At 65.0% G+C, this 14,246-nt stretch carries 14 protein-coding genes and 1 other RNA gene; 4 read left to right on the top strand and 11 right to left on the bottom strand.

All coding sequences use genetic code 11. From position 1 onward, the window contains the following. From ACQKOE_RS08075 to ACQKOE_RS08055, 5 genes are all read right to left on the bottom strand, one after another. On the bottom strand, window positions 1-1,662 hold the full coding sequence (locus ACQKOE_RS08075) for an ATP-binding protein (protein WP_427512486.1): 1,662 nt from the start codon (window positions 1,660-1,662) through the stop codon (window positions 1-3). Between the two features lie 133 nt (window positions 1,663-1,795). Further along, on the bottom strand, window positions 1,796-2,548 hold the full coding sequence (locus ACQKOE_RS08070; RefSeq protein ID WP_374588531.1) for a TIGR02186 family protein: 753 nt from the start codon (window positions 2,546-2,548) through the stop codon (window positions 1,796-1,798). Further along, window positions 2,545-3,459 carry a sulfite exporter TauE/SafE family protein gene (locus ACQKOE_RS08065; RefSeq protein WP_374588530.1) on the bottom strand — a complete coding sequence of 305 codons (915 nt, stop codon included), beginning with the start codon at window positions 3,457-3,459 and terminating at the stop codon, window positions 2,545-2,547. Before ACQKOE_RS08065 ends, ACQKOE_RS08070 begins: the two co-directional genes overlap by 4 nt. A 52-nt stretch (window positions 3,460-3,511) precedes the next feature. Next, complete coding sequence (locus ACQKOE_RS08060; protein ID WP_427512328.1) at window positions 3,512-4,636, bottom strand: hypothetical protein; 1,125 nt, start codon at window positions 4,634-4,636, stop codon at window positions 3,512-3,514. After that, on the bottom strand, window positions 4,633-6,042 hold the full coding sequence (locus ACQKOE_RS08055) for a glycosyl transferase family protein (RefSeq protein ID WP_427512327.1): 1,410 nt from the start codon (window positions 6,040-6,042) through the stop codon (window positions 4,633-4,635). Before ACQKOE_RS08055 ends, ACQKOE_RS08060 begins: the two co-directional genes overlap by 4 nt. A gap of 202 nt (window positions 6,043-6,244) precedes the next feature. On the opposite strand from ACQKOE_RS08055, the gene nhaA reads away from it, so the two are divergent. Further along, window positions 6,245-7,432 (top strand): Na+/H+ antiporter NhaA, encoded by a 1,188-nt coding sequence (nhaA, locus tag ACQKOE_RS08050; RefSeq protein ID WP_427512326.1) that lies wholly within the window; start codon window positions 6,245-6,247, stop codon window positions 7,430-7,432. A gap of 7 nt (window positions 7,433-7,439) precedes the next feature. Here nhaA and ACQKOE_RS08045 read toward each other — a convergent pair whose 3' ends face one another. Both ACQKOE_RS08045 and ACQKOE_RS08040 read right to left on the bottom strand, forming a co-directional pair. Then, window positions 7,440-7,874 carry a VOC family protein gene (locus ACQKOE_RS08045; RefSeq protein ID WP_427512325.1) on the bottom strand — a complete coding sequence of 145 codons (435 nt, stop codon included), beginning with the start codon at window positions 7,872-7,874 and terminating at the stop codon, window positions 7,440-7,442. 70 nt (window positions 7,875-7,944) lie between these two features. After that, a complete protein-coding gene (locus ACQKOE_RS08040; protein ID WP_374588522.1) occupies window positions 7,945-8,694 on the bottom strand; it encodes a TorF family putative porin in 750 nt (249 codons plus the stop codon). Between the two features lie 238 nt (window positions 8,695-8,932). Here ACQKOE_RS08040 and ACQKOE_RS08035 point away from each other — a divergent pair, with 238 nt between their 5' ends. Together ACQKOE_RS08035 and ACQKOE_RS08030 are read left to right on the top strand one after the other, a co-directional pair. Continuing rightward, window positions 8,933-9,733, top strand: a complete 801-nt coding sequence (locus ACQKOE_RS08035) for a metallophosphoesterase family protein (RefSeq protein WP_427512324.1) — start codon at window positions 8,933-8,935, stop codon at window positions 9,731-9,733. Beyond that, a complete protein-coding gene (locus ACQKOE_RS08030) occupies window positions 9,730-11,037 on the top strand; it encodes a UDP-glucose dehydrogenase family protein (RefSeq protein WP_427512323.1) in 1,308 nt (435 codons plus the stop codon). The genes ACQKOE_RS08035 and ACQKOE_RS08030 overlap by 4 nt, the downstream gene beginning before the upstream one ends. On the opposite strand, the gene rnpB is transcribed toward ACQKOE_RS08030, so the two are convergent. From rnpB to ACQKOE_RS08010, 4 genes are all read right to left on the bottom strand, one after another. Continuing rightward, window positions 11,038-11,454: RNase P RNA component class A (gene rnpB / locus ACQKOE_RS08025), an RNA gene on the bottom strand. Window positions 11,455-11,461: 7 nt separating this feature from the next. Then, window positions 11,462-12,097, bottom strand: coding sequence for an N-acetylmuramoyl-L-alanine amidase (locus tag ACQKOE_RS08020; protein WP_427512485.1), 636 nt, complete (start codon window positions 12,095-12,097; stop codon window positions 11,462-11,464). Window positions 12,098-12,191: 94 nt separating this feature from the next. Beyond that, window positions 12,192-12,845, bottom strand: coding sequence for a histidine phosphotransferase family protein (locus tag ACQKOE_RS08015; protein ID WP_427512322.1), 654 nt, complete (start codon window positions 12,843-12,845; stop codon window positions 12,192-12,194). A gap of 29 nt (window positions 12,846-12,874) precedes the next feature. Further along, entirely contained in the window at window positions 12,875-13,258 is a 384-nt protein-coding gene (locus ACQKOE_RS08010) for a Mov34/MPN/PAD-1 family protein (protein ID WP_427512321.1), read from the bottom strand. Between the two features lie 28 nt (window positions 13,259-13,286). Between ACQKOE_RS08010 and ACQKOE_RS08005 the strand changes: the two genes are divergently transcribed. Continuing rightward, window positions 13,287-14,231: an RluA family pseudouridine synthase gene (locus ACQKOE_RS08005; protein ID WP_427512320.1), complete on the top strand. Its 945-nt coding sequence runs from the start codon at window positions 13,287-13,289 to the stop codon at window positions 14,229-14,231. The last annotated feature ends 15 nt before the right edge of the window (window positions 14,232-14,246 follow it).

Genomic DNA, 14,246 nt, shown 5'->3' with positions numbered 1-14,246 from the left:
TTAGCGCCCCTGGGCGCGCCAGCGCTGGACGGTGCGGTGGACCATTTCCTCCTCGCCGCCCGAAGCGTTCCACAGCTCGGTGATGCTGGGGTCGGCCGAGGCGGGTCGCTTGGTCTCTTCCAGGTCGTCGAACGAGACGCGGATCGGGATCGAGACGCCCTCGCCGCAGATGATGCATTCGCGGTTGCGCAGGGCCGGGATCGAATCGAGGAAGCCGCGCGCCCCTTCGGGCATGGCCGCCTTGACGAAGGCCTGGTCGCGGTCGTTGTTGAGGCGCATCGAGATGATCGTGCCGCACTGCGACAGCACGCCTTCGGCCAGGTCCGACGGACGCTGGGTAATCAGGCCCAGCGAGACGCCGTACTTGCGCCCTTCCTTGGCAATCCGGCTGAGGATGCGGCCCACCGAGGAACCATCGGCGTTCTTCTCGTTGGGAACATAGCGGTGCGCTTCTTCGCAGACCAGCAGGACCGGCCGGGTCTTCTCGTCCCGCGCCCAGATCGCAAAGTCGAACACCATGCGGCTGAGGACCGCGACGACAGTGCTGGTGATGTCGGACGGCACGCCCGACACGTCGATGATCGAGATCGGCTTGCCCCGGCTGGGCATGCGGAAGATCTTGGCGATGAACTCCGCCATGGTATCGCCGACCAGCATGCCGGAGAACATGAACTGAAAGCGCGGATCGGCCTTCAGTTCGTCGATCTTGTTCTTGATCCGCATATAGGGCGCGCTGCTGGTCGCCTTGTCCAGCTTGCCCATCTCGGTCTGGATCAGGTTGGTCAGGTCGGAGAGGAGATAGGGGATCGGGCTGTCGACCGTGATCTTGCCCATGGTCTCGGCCAGACGGTTCTTCTGCCGCGCCTGGAGCAGGCACTTGCCGAGGATGTCCATGTCTTCCTGCCGGTCGTTGCCGGTGGAGGTCAGGAACACTTCGCAATGCTCTTCAAAGTTCATCAGCCAATAGGGCATCTGCAGGTTCGAGACGTCGAAGATCATGCCGGTCTGCTTGAACGCTGCGGAGTACTCGCCGTGCGGGTCGATCATAACGATATGCCCTTCCGGGGCATGTTCGCAGATGCGGTGCAGGATCAGTGCGGCGCTGGTCGACTTGCCGGTACCGGTCGAGCCGAGCAGGGCGAAGTGCTTGCCCAGCATCGAATCGATGTAGAGCCCGGCGCGGATGTCCCGGGTCGGGAACACGGTGCCGACCTGGATCGAGGTGCGTCCGTCGCTGGCATAGATCTGGCGCAGGTCGTTGCTGGTCGCCGGATAGATCAGCGCGCCGGGAATCGGATAGTGCGTGACCCCGCGCCGGAACGAGTGGATGCGGCCCGTCAGGCGCTCTTCATCGCCTTCGCCGAGGAAGTCGATCTGCGCCATGATCCCGCCGGGCGTCTTGCTGTCCTGGCGCTGGGTGCGGACCGAAGCGAGCAGCCAGCCCTTGCCCACGCGGATCTTGATCTGACTGCCGACCTGGCCAGCCAGGGCGACCGAGGGGTCGGCGTCACCGGCACATTCCTGGAGCCTCTGGAGATCGAGCGCGATGGCCGAACCGGAACCGGCGATCTCCAGCACGACGCCGATGGGATCGCGCGAATTGTCGAACTGCTGCGCGCTGGCCGCTGCCGCTTCGGCGGGAACCTCGGCGGAATCCGCCATGCGTGCTGCGCCAAAACCGCTCGACCTGATCTCGTTCATTGTCCGCCTTCTAACCCGTTCGCCCGCGCCATTCGCAGACCCGGATTGCCTAGGCTGAATCGGTTAATATTGGGCTAAGTGCGTGAAGCGCGGATCACACCAGCGCGAACAGGCGCCCGGCCAGAACGCCCATGCCGACGGACAGGAGCACGGCCAGCAGGCCATAGAAAAACCCGTTGTATTCGGCATAGTCCGCCACGGCCCGCTCAAAGCCCTGCTTCTTCACCTCAACCTTGCTGATCGCCGAAGTGATCACCCGGCCCCGCGTGATCGCGAAGGTTTCTGCCGTGTACGTGCCCGTCTGCACGCTGGAAGGCAGGGCAATGCGGGCCTGGTACAGCACCTGCTCGGACAGCTTCACTCCGCGCGGATCGTCCTTGTAGAGTCCCTCGCGCTGCATCAGGTCGACCAGCCCGGCAGAGAAGCGCGCCTGCTCTTTGGGATCGAAGGCGCCAATCGGGGAAAGCTGCAACCAGGGCAGGCCAAGTTCATAAATCGCAGCCGTCTTGTCATCGACGATCTGCTTGATCGGACGGGACGAAGCGACGGCGAAGAACGTGGGGGCCGAGCGGAACTCGGTGCTGGCGGCATTGATCCACATGCCGGCGATCCGCTGCTTTTCGCGCAGGACGATGGACTGGGTCGGCCCCTTGAGCACGACGACAATGTCATAGTCCTGACCGGCGCGCGTCCCCTCGGGCGTCATGATCGCGCCGAACAGGAGCAGTTCGGTTCCGCGAAAGCCTTGCCGCACCTGGACTTCGTGCTGGGAAATCTCTGGCACCAGGATCGGATCGCGCGCGCCGGTCAGCAGCACCAGGAAGATCAGGGCGAGCAGCGCCTTCACGACGGAGTCACCGTGTAGATCTCATCAGGTCGCCACCCCAGCCCCAGCGCCATGCGCAGGGCCACCAGCAGGACGATGGCGGCGAGGACGAACCGCAGCTTCTCCGCCGGAATGCGCTGCGCCAGCTGCGCGCCGACCTGGGCTCCTGAAACCGAACCGATCAGCAGCAGCGCGGCGAGGACGATGTCCACCGCCCGCGTGGTGAGGGCGTGCATCATGGTCGTCGCCATGGTCACGAACAGGATCTGGAACAGCGAGGTTCCCACCACCACGTTCGCGCTCATCCCCAGGATGTAGAGCATGGCCGGGACCAGCACGAAGCCACCGCCGATGCCCATCAGCATGGTCAGGATGCCAGTGAACACACCCAGCAGCAGCGGCGCTAGCGGGGAGATGTAGAGGCCGGAACGATAGAACCGCCAGCGCAGGGGCAGGCTGGCGACCATCGGATGGTGCCGCCGCTTGCGCGCGGGCACAGGAACGCCGGCCTTTTGCGCACGCAGCGCCTGCAGGCTCTCCTTGGCCATGACATAGCCAATGCCGCCCAGCAGCAGGACGTAAAGCACGTTGATCACCACGTCGATCTGGCCAAGTTCCTGCAGCAGGCGGAACAGGCCCGCGCCGATCGCGGTGCCGATGATCCCGCCGCCGACCATGACGCCGCCCATCTGGTAATCGACCCCGCCGCGCCGGGTGTGGGCCAGAACGCCGGACACCGAAGCACCCGTCACCTGGCTGGCCGCAGAGGCAGCCGCGACCGTGGGCGGAATGCCGTAGAAGATCATCAGGGGCGTGGTCAGGAACCCACCGCCGACGCCGAACATGCCCGACAAGATCCCCGTCAGCGCACCGAGCGCGACGATGACCAGGCCGTTGACCGCAAGGTTGGCAATCGGAAGGTAGACGTCCATTTCTTGCACAGCGTCCTAGACCGTCCGCGCGGCCAAAAAAAGGCCAGTGCGATCAGAAACCCGCAGAAAAGGTTACGGCTACTCCGCTGCCGGGAGCCGCGCTTCCAGCGACCCGCAGGCGGTAATCCGCACTAAGCCGCGTGTTGATCCCGCCCAGTGGTTGGTCCAGTCGCAGGCTCGGCCCCAGATCGACCCGATGCGTGCCGCGTTGCGCCCCGCCCCATGCTCCTGCGCCGAAACGCAGTTCGGCCTCCCCGGTCCTGGCGAGGCCGCGGTCCACTCTGGCCTGGCCGTCCAGGAACATCGTTTGCCCTTTGCCGCCGACCCAGCCCGCCTGGCCATAAAGTTCCCCCTGAAGCCCCAGCGGAAGGGACGCAGGCGGCAGTTCGGTGACCACCGCGGCAGCAGGCCGGAAGCTGGTGCCCTGGTCCACGCGGGTGGCCCTGACTTCCGCCATGGCGGCGAGGGGCAGCCTGGGCAGAGGGCGCAGCGAAAGTCCTGCGGCGACCTCTTCCCCGCGTGGTCGGTCATATCCGCTGCTAGCCCGCAGGTAGAGCGCAGGGCGGCGGTCGCTTTCACGGTCGATCCGATAGCGCAAGACGGCGCCCGCCTGGCTGGCACCATAGGCGCTTGAATAAAGTATTGCCCCCGGCAGGCCGCGCCCCGGCAGGTTGTAGCCGTTTCCGCCCTGACGCCACAGGACCCAGGCATCCCCCGACCAGCGCGACTGCAAGGCAGCCCTTCCTGCCATCAGCGGCACGGCGGGAGACGGACTGCGGTTGAAGCCGCCTGCAGCAAGCGATTCTTCCGGCACGGGCAAGGCTGCAAGTCCGGCCTGGAGCAGCATCTGATGGCCAATCGCAATCCGCGCATCGATACTCGGCTGCGGCACGGTTGTTGCTGGCCGGACTGCTGGACCGATCGGTACGATGGTAACCGGCCGCTGGGGCGGTTCATCAGCCGGTTTGCCCGGCGGGTCCGCGCGCGGGGATAGGGCACTTTCGACTGGATCGTCCCCCTGCCCTGTCTGCGCTTGAGCCGGGACATTCGGTTGAGCGACGGGCTGATCCGCATCCGTCAGCGCCCACATTCCCACGCGCACGCCGACCCAGCCGAGCAGAATGACGGCCAAGGCAACCAGCGGCTCCCCGCGCCGGGATGGCGTCGACTGGATCATGCCTGCACCCGCCGCAGAAGAGCGCTGGCCGGATGACCTTCATGAACGGTCTTGTCCCAGATCACCTGACCCGTCTTGAGCGAGTGGAAATAGGCCACGATGGCGCGGCGACCCGCAATGACCATGATGATATTCGCGACAGGGATGCGCAGCAGCGACTGCAGGCCCTGGACTACCCCATATTCGCGCGCCGTAAAGGCAAAGCGCAAGGCGGCCCGCCAGAAAAAGCCAATCAGGCAAGCGGCCAGCATCACCTGCAGAGACAGCGAGATCGCATACGGCTGCCCCAGGCCGCTCCACGACAGGCCGAGCAAAAGCCCTTCCAGCAGCAAGAGCAGATAGGCAGCGGCCAGAACCAGGGCGGTCAAAGGCCCGCGCCGGTCGCGCAGCGTCATCCAGAGTTCCATGCCGCGCAGGCTCCAGCCGATGCGATCCCAGCCCTGGAAAGCGATTCCGTGGATCCAGCGCGTCTTTTGCCGGACTGCGGTGTGCAGCTGGTCCGGGAAGAACGAGCGGGTTGCGACCAATGCCCCGCCATCGTCCCGCATGCGCAGGAACGCAGCACCCCGGCCCTGACGAGACAGGATCATGCCCAGTTCGTAGTCTTCCGTCAGGGAATCCCGGGCAAAGGGGCCAGTCTCACCCAGCAGGGCGCGCTGCGCAGCCAGATTGGCCAGCGCGGTGCGATTGAAACCGCAGCCAACCCCTGCAGCTGGCAGCGATGCCCCGAAAGCACTGCGCACGACCATCGCCTTGGCATGGCTTTCGGCAAATTCGTCGGCGTAGTGGCCCGATATCCAATGGTCTTGTCCCTGCAGTTCGGGGCGCACCGGCAATTGCACGAAATCGCGCAGTACCAGCGCTGCATCGAGCGCCTGGAGCGCCGCCGGGTGAACCATGTCCTCCGCATCGTGGAGGATCACGTTCGCATAGACGACCCCCGATCGCTGCTCGTCCGCCGTCAGCGCACGATAAAGCCGGTTCAGACAATCCGCCTTGGTGGTCGGCCCATCGGCGCCGTGGATCACGATCCTGACCCGGCGGTCTTCGGCGGCAGCGGCACTTGCAGCTGCTATCGTGGCCGGATCGTTGCGATAGCAGCCGACATAGATGGTAAAGTCAGCCTGCGGCCAGGATGCCAGCATGTGCGCCAGCGTCGTGCCAATCACCGGTGCTTCCTGAAAGGCCGGAATGAGCACTGCGGCTTGTCCCGACAACTGCTCTGCCCCGTAACCGACCGGCAAGCGCGTTGTCCGGGCCTGCCCGGTCAGCCGCAGCCATGCCCAGCTAAGGTCCACCGCGAGTTCATCGGCAAGGCCCAGGCAGAACCAGAAGGCGGCAAAGGCGAGCAATTCATGCTTCACCAGCATCAGCATTTCGATCAAGGAATGCCAGCCAGCAGACACCTGCGAAGCCCCTTCAAAGAATCAACAACTTACGTAGAATAGACTAGACCCACCATAATCGCCTTGCAACGCGCCCCACGCCGAAAACTGAAATTAAAGTGTCGCTTTCCAGTTATTTACTGGAATGCAAGCAAGCAGTTCAATGATACGGTCCGCAGCGACTCTCCCTTGCCAAACCGGGTAAACTGCGCGAACTGAACCCATGACAAGGCAACATCATCCACTGGGCCGACTGGCAGCAAGAATAGCGCGCACGTTAGGGGGCGAGGCCGGCGCAGGCATCCTGCTGATCGCCGTTGCGCTCGCGGCCATCCTTGCCGCCAATTCGCCGCTCGCCCACGCTTACCATCAGCTGTTTCATGGCACTCTGCCGTGGAGCCCGATTGCCAAGCTGAACACGCTGCACCTGTGGATCAACGATGCGCTGATGGCGCTGTTCTTCTTTGTCGTGGGCCTGGAAATCAAACGCGAGGTGCTGGACGGGGAACTGTCCCGGCCGGACCGGCGGCGCCTGCCGGTCATGGCCGCAGCGGCGGGCATGGCCGTTCCCGCGCTGATCTACATTGCGATTGCGGGAGGCACGGCGGGCCTGTCGCGCGGCTGGGCGATCCCGGCAGCGACCGACATCGCCTTTGCCCTGGGCGTGCTGGCGCTGATCGGAAAGCGCGCTCCGGCAAGCCTGCGCCTGTTCCTGCTGACCGTGGCCATCGTCGACGATCTGGGCGCGGTGGCGATCATTGCCCTGTTCTACACTTCAACGCTCAAGCTGGGCTGGCTGGCTTTCGCGGCGGGCTTGCTGGCGGGCCTGGCGGCGCTGAACCGCATGGGCATCACCCGCGCCTGGCCCTATGCTGTCGTGGGCGGCGCACTGTGGTTTGCCGTGCTCAATTCCGGCGTCCACGCCACGGTGGCGGGGGTCCTCGCGGCCTTGACCGTGCCGATGAAGCTTGACCGTAACGGCGATAGCCTGCTGCTGCGGATGGAGCATGCGATGGCGCCGCTCAGCGCCTATTTCATCGTGCCGTTGTTCGGCTTTGCCAATGCGGGTGTCGCGCTGGGCGGGATTTCGCTGGCAGCCATCGCTTCGCCGCTGCCGCTGGGCATTGCGCTGGGCCTGTTCCTGGGCAAGCAGGCGGGCATCCTCGGCACGATCTGGGCCGCGCACCGCCTGCGGCTGGCGCAGCTACCCAGCGGCGCGACCTGGCCGCAGCTGTGGGGCATGGCCCTGCTATGCGGGATCGGCTTTACGATGAGCCTGTTCATCGCCCAGCTAGGCTTCCCCACCAGCCCGGAGCTGGTGGAAGAGGCAAAGCTGGGCGTGCTGCTCGGCTCGCTGGCTTCCGCGTTGGGCGGCTACCTGGTGCTTCGCTTCTCGGCCAGACCAGCCTAGGCGGGTCTTACCAGGTTCCCGTATTGGGCATGCTGGCCCAGGGCTCCTGCGGGGGCAGGCGGCCGTTCTGCAACAGTTCGACCGAGATCCCGTCCGGGCTCTTGATAAAGGCCATGTGCCCGTCGCGCGGCGGGCGGTGGACGGTGTGGCCCGCGTCCAGCACCCGCTGGCACGTCTCGTAGATGTTCTCCACCTGATAGGCGAGATGCCCGAAATTGCGCCCGCCGGTGTAGACTTCGGCCTCGCCATCCTCGGGCGGCCAGTTGTAGGTCAGTTCCACTTCAGCGACGCCTTCCTGCCCTTCGGCGGCGAGGAAGATCAGGGTGAAACGGCCCTGCTCGCTATCAAAGCGGCGAACTTCCTTCACGCCGAACAGTTCGAAGAAGGCAATCGTGGCCTCGGGATCGGTGACGCGGATCATGGTGTGGAGAAATTTGCTCATGCCGCCACCCTAACGCGAAAAGGCCCGCCCCGGCAATCCGGAGCGGGCCTTTCGTTTCACCGATGGCCGCTTAGAATGCGTACTTCAGCGAAGCGACGACGGCATCGTTGGACAGGCTGTCCACCGAAGTACCATCCACGCCGACATAGCTGACGCTGGCCGAAAGGTTCTTGGTCACCGCATAGCTTGCGCCCAGCGAGTAGTCCCAGCCGCCGCCGGTACCTGCACCGGTGAGCACCTTCGGCGACAGCGCGCCATCGGTGTAGCCCAGGTGCGCCGCGACCGAGACCGGCGTGTTCGGAACGCCCAGGGTCCAGTCGGTGTAGAGGTAGAGGTTGTCGTCACCGCCCAGCGAATCCTGCTTCCACGCATAGGCCGCGCCAGCCTTGGCGCTGACCGGACCAAGCGTCTTGGTCAGCGAGACATAAGGCTCGAAGTAATTGGCATCGCCGACGGTGCCGTTGAAATAGACGTAGTAGGTCAGCCCTGCGTCTGCGGTCAGGCCCGGCGAAACCTCTCCGGTCCAGCCGGCGTAGAAATCGGTTTCGAGCGAACCATAGACATCGGAATCCTCAAGGCTCGATCCCCAGATCCCGGCGTAAAGGCCGCTGCTGTGATTGACGTTGATCGAACCCTGGATGGCCGGATCGCCGCCCGAAAGCGAGATGCCGCGGAAGCGGTAGTCGCTCACCAGAGCAACGTTGCCGGTGACGGTGACGTCGGAAGGCGGATCGGTTTCGTCGGCAAATGCGGGCGTGGCGGCCATTCCGCAACCGGCGATCAGAGTAGCGGCAAGAAGGCCGCGGACGGACGTGAGCATGACAATCTTCCTTTGATTGGGCTTCAGCTTCGTCCCACCTGCTGTCCTAGCGCGGCCCCTCGTTTTCGGAGGCCTTTCGCCAAGACAACAACAAGGTGCACACTTTTGCTGCACCGCACAAGGCGTCAGGTGACACTTCATTGCGCGGAGGGGCCGAACTGTGACATTCTCGCAACGGATGGCCGCTGCCATTGTTCCGCAACACGGCGGCGGCTATAGGCAGGGCAGAACACCGCCCATGCTATCCCGGATCCGCAACCTCCTTGGCCCCGCGCCCAGCGCGCCGCAGTCCGCCGTTCCGGATGGGCAGCGGGTCTATGCAGTGGGCGACATTCATGGCCGGGCCGACCTGTTCGCCGTGCTGATCGAGGCAATCGAGGCCGATCATCGCCAGCGCGGCGGCGGGGAAAGCCTGGTCGTGCTGCTGGGCGACCTGGTTGACCGCGGCCCGGACAGCGCCGGGGTGCTGCGCCTGGCGCGCGAATGGCGGGCCGCGCGCCCCTTGCGGGCCTTGATGGGCAATCATGAGGAAATGTTCCTCGACGCCTTCACCAAGGAAGACGTGCTGCGCCATTTCCTGCGCCATGGCGGGCGCGAGACGGTCCTGTCCTATCCGGTCGATCCCAAAGTCTACGGCGAAGCGACTCTGCCCGAAACGCAGGCGATCATGCGCGCGGTCGTCCCGGCAGAGGACCTGGCCTTCATGCAGGCGATGGAAGAAATGATTCGGGTGGGCGACTACCTGTTCGTCCACGCCGGAATTCGCCCCGGCTTGCCCCTGGAGCAGCAACGCGCGGGCGACCTGCGCTGGATCCGCGAAACATTCACCACCTCGACCGAGGATCTGGGCATGACGGTCGTCTATGGCCACACGATCTACGATGAGGTTGAACTTGCCCCCAGCCGGATCGGCATCGATACGGGCGCTTACGCTTCCGGCCAGCTGACCGCGCTGGGCCTGGAAGGAACGGAGCGCTGGGTGATACAAACCAGCACTGATGGCGATACAATCACAGTGTCGCAAAGGAGTTTGTCATGAAGATCGCAATGGTCGGCTCGGGCTATGTCGGGCTGGTTTCGGGTGCCTGCTTTGCCGATTTCGGCCACGATGTCGTCTGCATCGACAAGGACCCGGCCAAGATCGAAAGCCTGCAAGCCGGGATCATGCCGATTTACGAGCCGGGACTGGCGGAACTCGTCGCCTCCAACGTCAAGGCCGGACGCCTGACCTTTACCACCGATCTGGCCGAGGGGATTGCCGATGCCAGCGCGATCTTCATCGCGGTCGGCACCCCCAGCCGCCGCGGCGATGGCCATGCCGACCTGTCGTTCGTCTATGCCGTGGCGGAAGAAGTCGGGCGGAATCTGAAGCAACCGGCGGTGATCGTCACCAAGTCGACCGTCCCGGTCGGCACGGGAGACGAGGTGGAGCGCATCCTGACCGAGGCCAATCCCGGCGTGAAGTTCGCGGTCGCCTCCAATCCCGAATTCCTGCGCGAAGGCGCGGCGATCGGCGATTTCAAGCATCCCGACCGGATCGTCGTCGGTACGGATGACGAATGGGCGCGCAGCGTGATGAACGAGGTCTACCGCCCGCTGTTCCTCAACAAATCACCTATCCTGTTCACCAGCCGCCGCAGCTCGGAATTGATCAAGTACGCGGCCAATGCCTTCCTGGCGGTGAAGATCACCTTCATCAACGAAATGGCCGACCTGTGTGAAAAGGTTGGAGCCGACGTGCAGGACGTGGCGCGCGGGATCGGGATGGACGGGCGCATCGGCTCCAAGTTCCTCCACGCCGGACCGGGCTATGGCGGATCGTGCTTCCCCAAGGACACGCTGGCCCTGCTCAAGACGGCGGAAGACTACGAAGCGCCGACCCGGATCGTCGAGGCCGTGGTCAAGGTCAACGACGCCCGCAAGCGCGCCATGGGCCGCAAGGTAATCGAAGCGCTGGGCGGGATGGATTCCGCGCGGGGCAAGAAGGTTGCCCTGCTGGGCCTGACCTTCAAGCCGAACACCGATGACATGCGCGATGCCCCCTCCATCGCCATTGCTCAGGCGCTGGCCGATGCCGGCGTGGAAGTGGCCGGCTACGATCCGGAAGGTATGGAGCAGGCGAGGCCGCTGATGCCCGAAGTCGCGATGCAGCCCAATGCCTATGCCGCCATCGAAGGCGCCGATGCGACCGTGATCGTGACCGAGTGGGACGCCTTCCGCGCGCTCGACCTTGACCGGATCAAGAAGATCGCCGCTCCGGTGCTGGTGGACCTGCGCAATGTCTATGATCCGGCGGAAGTGCGGGCCAAGGGCTTCAGCTACGTCAGCGTGGGCAGGCCGTAAAACGCCAGGGGGCCTGTAAGCCGGGTTCTGTAGCGCGGACGGTATCCCACGGGGGACCGTATCCGCGCTGGCAGCCATTCCTCTTGGCGACGGATTGCTCCGCCGCTCTAGCAACCAACCCGGGCGGTCGGGTCCGAAACTGACCTGTCCCTCCTTGCGGAAGGACGCGCCGCCCCTATTCGGTCTTGCTCCGGGTGGGGTTTGCCGTGCGAGTCCTGTTACCAGGCCCCCGGTGCGCTCTTACCGCACCCTTTCACCCTTACCTCAAACTGGTCGAGGCGGTCTGCTCTCTGTGGCACTTTCCCTGGGCTTCCCTGCAAGCAAGTCGCCCGGCGGGCGTTACCCGCCACCCTTGTTTCGTGGAGCCCGGACTTTCCTCGATATCCTGACGGATAGCGCGGCTGCCCGGCCCCCTGGCAAGGGGCTATCTAGTGCGTCCCTCGTCGCGGTCCAACAATAAAGAGAAAAGAATGGCGGAACATTCGCCGTCGACCTGTCCGTCGATGATGTGCGGACGCCAGCGGCGCTGAAAGGCGCGGACGGCGGCCTGCTGGTCGGAAATGTCATAACCCCAGCGCTCCAGCGCGAGGAAGAAGGCGCCGTCGTTCTCGAACGGACTGGGCCGGGTCACGCGCGGCGTGCGCAGCGCCAGGCGGTGCGCGGCTAGCAGATCCCAGTCGAACAGTTCGCCCGGATCCTCCTTGCGCGCCGGGGCCACGTCGGAATGACCGACCACGTTGGCGCGCGGGATGTCGTGACGCTGGACCATGTCGGCCAGCAAGGGCAACAGCGCCTCCATCTGGGCATCGGGGAACGGGCGATAGCCGAACTCGTGCCCCGGATTGACCAGTTCGATCCCGATTGCGGCGGAATTCACGTCGGTCACGCCGCGCCAGTAGGATCGCCCCGCATGCCAGGCGCGGCGATCCTCGCGCACCAGGCGGTGCACCGTGCCGTTCTCCTCGATCATGTAGTGGGCGGAAACTTCCGCTTCCTCGCTGCACAGCCGCTCCAGCGCGGCCTCGGCGGTTTCCATGCCGGTATAGTGGAGCACCACCATCGAAATCGGCAGCTTGCGCTCGTTCCAGTTGGGCGAGGGGCTTTCGCAGTGGATCAGTTCTGACACGTCAAGGCCCCTCCCGCACCCGTCCGGCTTATCCCGGCAAGACCGCGCCCATCACCAGGGCATCGTCACCCAGCGCATATTGCAGCCCGCCGCCCAGGCTGGCCGCAAGCTGCTGGATCATGTGGGCCGGAGCCGTGCGGCTGCTCAGTTCCCCAGCCCCCAGCTTGCCATCCAGCGCGCGGCCGATGACCGGATCGAAGGCGGTCTTCGGCCCTGCCGCGCGGACCACGATCTCGCTCGCCCCGTCGCGCACCTCTGCCCCGATATCCAGCGTGCCGCCGCGCACCAGCGCGTCAATCGCGATATGGGCCAGGTTGAGCAGGACTTTCACCGCCGGCTTGGGCAGCGAGCCGGTGCCCAGCGCCCAGTTCAGCGTAATCCGCGCATTGCCCGCCACCAGCGCCTCGATCAGCGCCTTGGGCTCTTCCACCGAAACCGCTTCGCCGAAACCGCCTGCCGCGCCAAAGGCCAAGCGGAAGAACTTCAGCTTGTCCGCGCTGGTGCGGGCCGACTGCTCCAGCAGTTCCATGCACCGCTTGCGCATTTCCGGGTCCCGCTCCTCGGCCAGAAGCTCCAGACCGTTCGACAGCGCACCCACCGGGCTGAGCAGATCGTGGCAAAGGCGCGAACAGAGCAGGCTGGCCAGGTCGAGCGGGGAAAGGTCGTGCGAGGTGTCGGTCATTGGCGTCCCTGAATGGTTACCCCTTCCCCTTAGCCTTCCACGAGTCGCAGGGAAAGCGCTTCGAATCCCTCTTTATCGTCGCGCCACCACGTCACGCCGCCCGCAGCGACAATGGCCCAGATGCGGCCATCGCCGCTGGCGCAGGCGCGGTCCTGCGCAGAGGGGGCGGCAAGCCCGTTGGGATGCGAATGGTAATAGCCCATCACTCGCGCTCCGCCCTGCCGCTCTGCCCGCAGCGCCGCGACCAGCACGGCCGGATCGATCTCGAAATGGCGGGCCGGATCGGAATGGACATTGGCCGCAGGCACCGCGCGGTCTATGCGGTGTCCCTGCCCCAGCAGCAGGCCGCAGCATTCATGGGGCGCTGCCAATGTCGCTTCTTCCCGCAGTGTGGCAATTGCGCCACTTGTCACTTCAAGGTCCATACCCAACTAGCTAGCAATGAACGGGGGAGATTCCATCATTTCCGGCGTAGTGGCCGAAGCGGGCCAGCGGCTCGACAAGGCCCTGGCCGAAGCCAGCGGCCTGTCGCGCGAGCGGGTAAAGGCCCTGCTGGGCGAAGGCCGCGTGCTGCTGGACGGCAAGGCCGTGACCCAGGCCAGCTTCAAGCCGGCTGCCGATACCTCCTTTGAAATCCGCGTCCCCGCCGCCATTCCGGCTGAGGCCGAGGCGCAGGATATCCCGCTGAACATCGTGTACGAGGACGAATACCTGATCGTAGTGGACAAGCCCGCCGGCCTGGTCGTCCACCCGGCTGCGGGCAATCTCGACGGGACGCTGGTCAATGCGCTGCTTCACCATTGCCGGGGCCAGCTTTCCGGGATCGGCGGCGTGGCTCGTCCAGGCATCGTCCACCGCATCGACAAGGATACCTCTGGCCTGCTGGTCGTCGCCAAGACCGACGCCGCCCATGAGGGGCTGGCCCGGCAATTTGCCGACCACTCGATCGAGCGCGCCTATTTTGCCCTCGTCGCAGGCCACCCGGCGCCGCCTGCCGGAACGGTGCGCGGGTCGATTGCGCGTTCTTCCACCAATCGCAAGAAGATGGCCCTGGTCGAAGACGGTCGGGGCAAGCACGCGGTCACCCATTTCAAGACGATAGAACAGCTCGGCGGTTCGGCCCTGGTCGAATGCCGCCTTGAGACCGGGAGAACCCACCAGGTCCGCGTTCATATGTCGTCAATCGGCCATCCGCTATTGGGCGATCCTGTCTATGGACGCACTCCCCAGCGGCTTCGCCCGATCCTCACCCAGCTTCACTTCGCCCGACAGGCGCTGCATGCCGCAGTGCTGGGCTTCATCCACCCGGTCACGGGGGCAAAACTGCGCTTTGAGAGCAAGTTGCCTGCCGACATGGCCGGGCTGTTGGTCGAATTGAGGAGCTAAAGCACGGCTTGTGTG

The sequence above is a fragment of the Novosphingobium sp. NPDC080210 genome, from assembly GCF_050281025.1.
Taxonomy (GTDB): Bacteria; Pseudomonadota; Alphaproteobacteria; order Sphingomonadales; family Sphingomonadaceae; genus Novosphingobium.
Note: the sequence above shows the minus strand (reverse complement) of the source record. Positions and strands in the feature narration are given on the sequence as shown.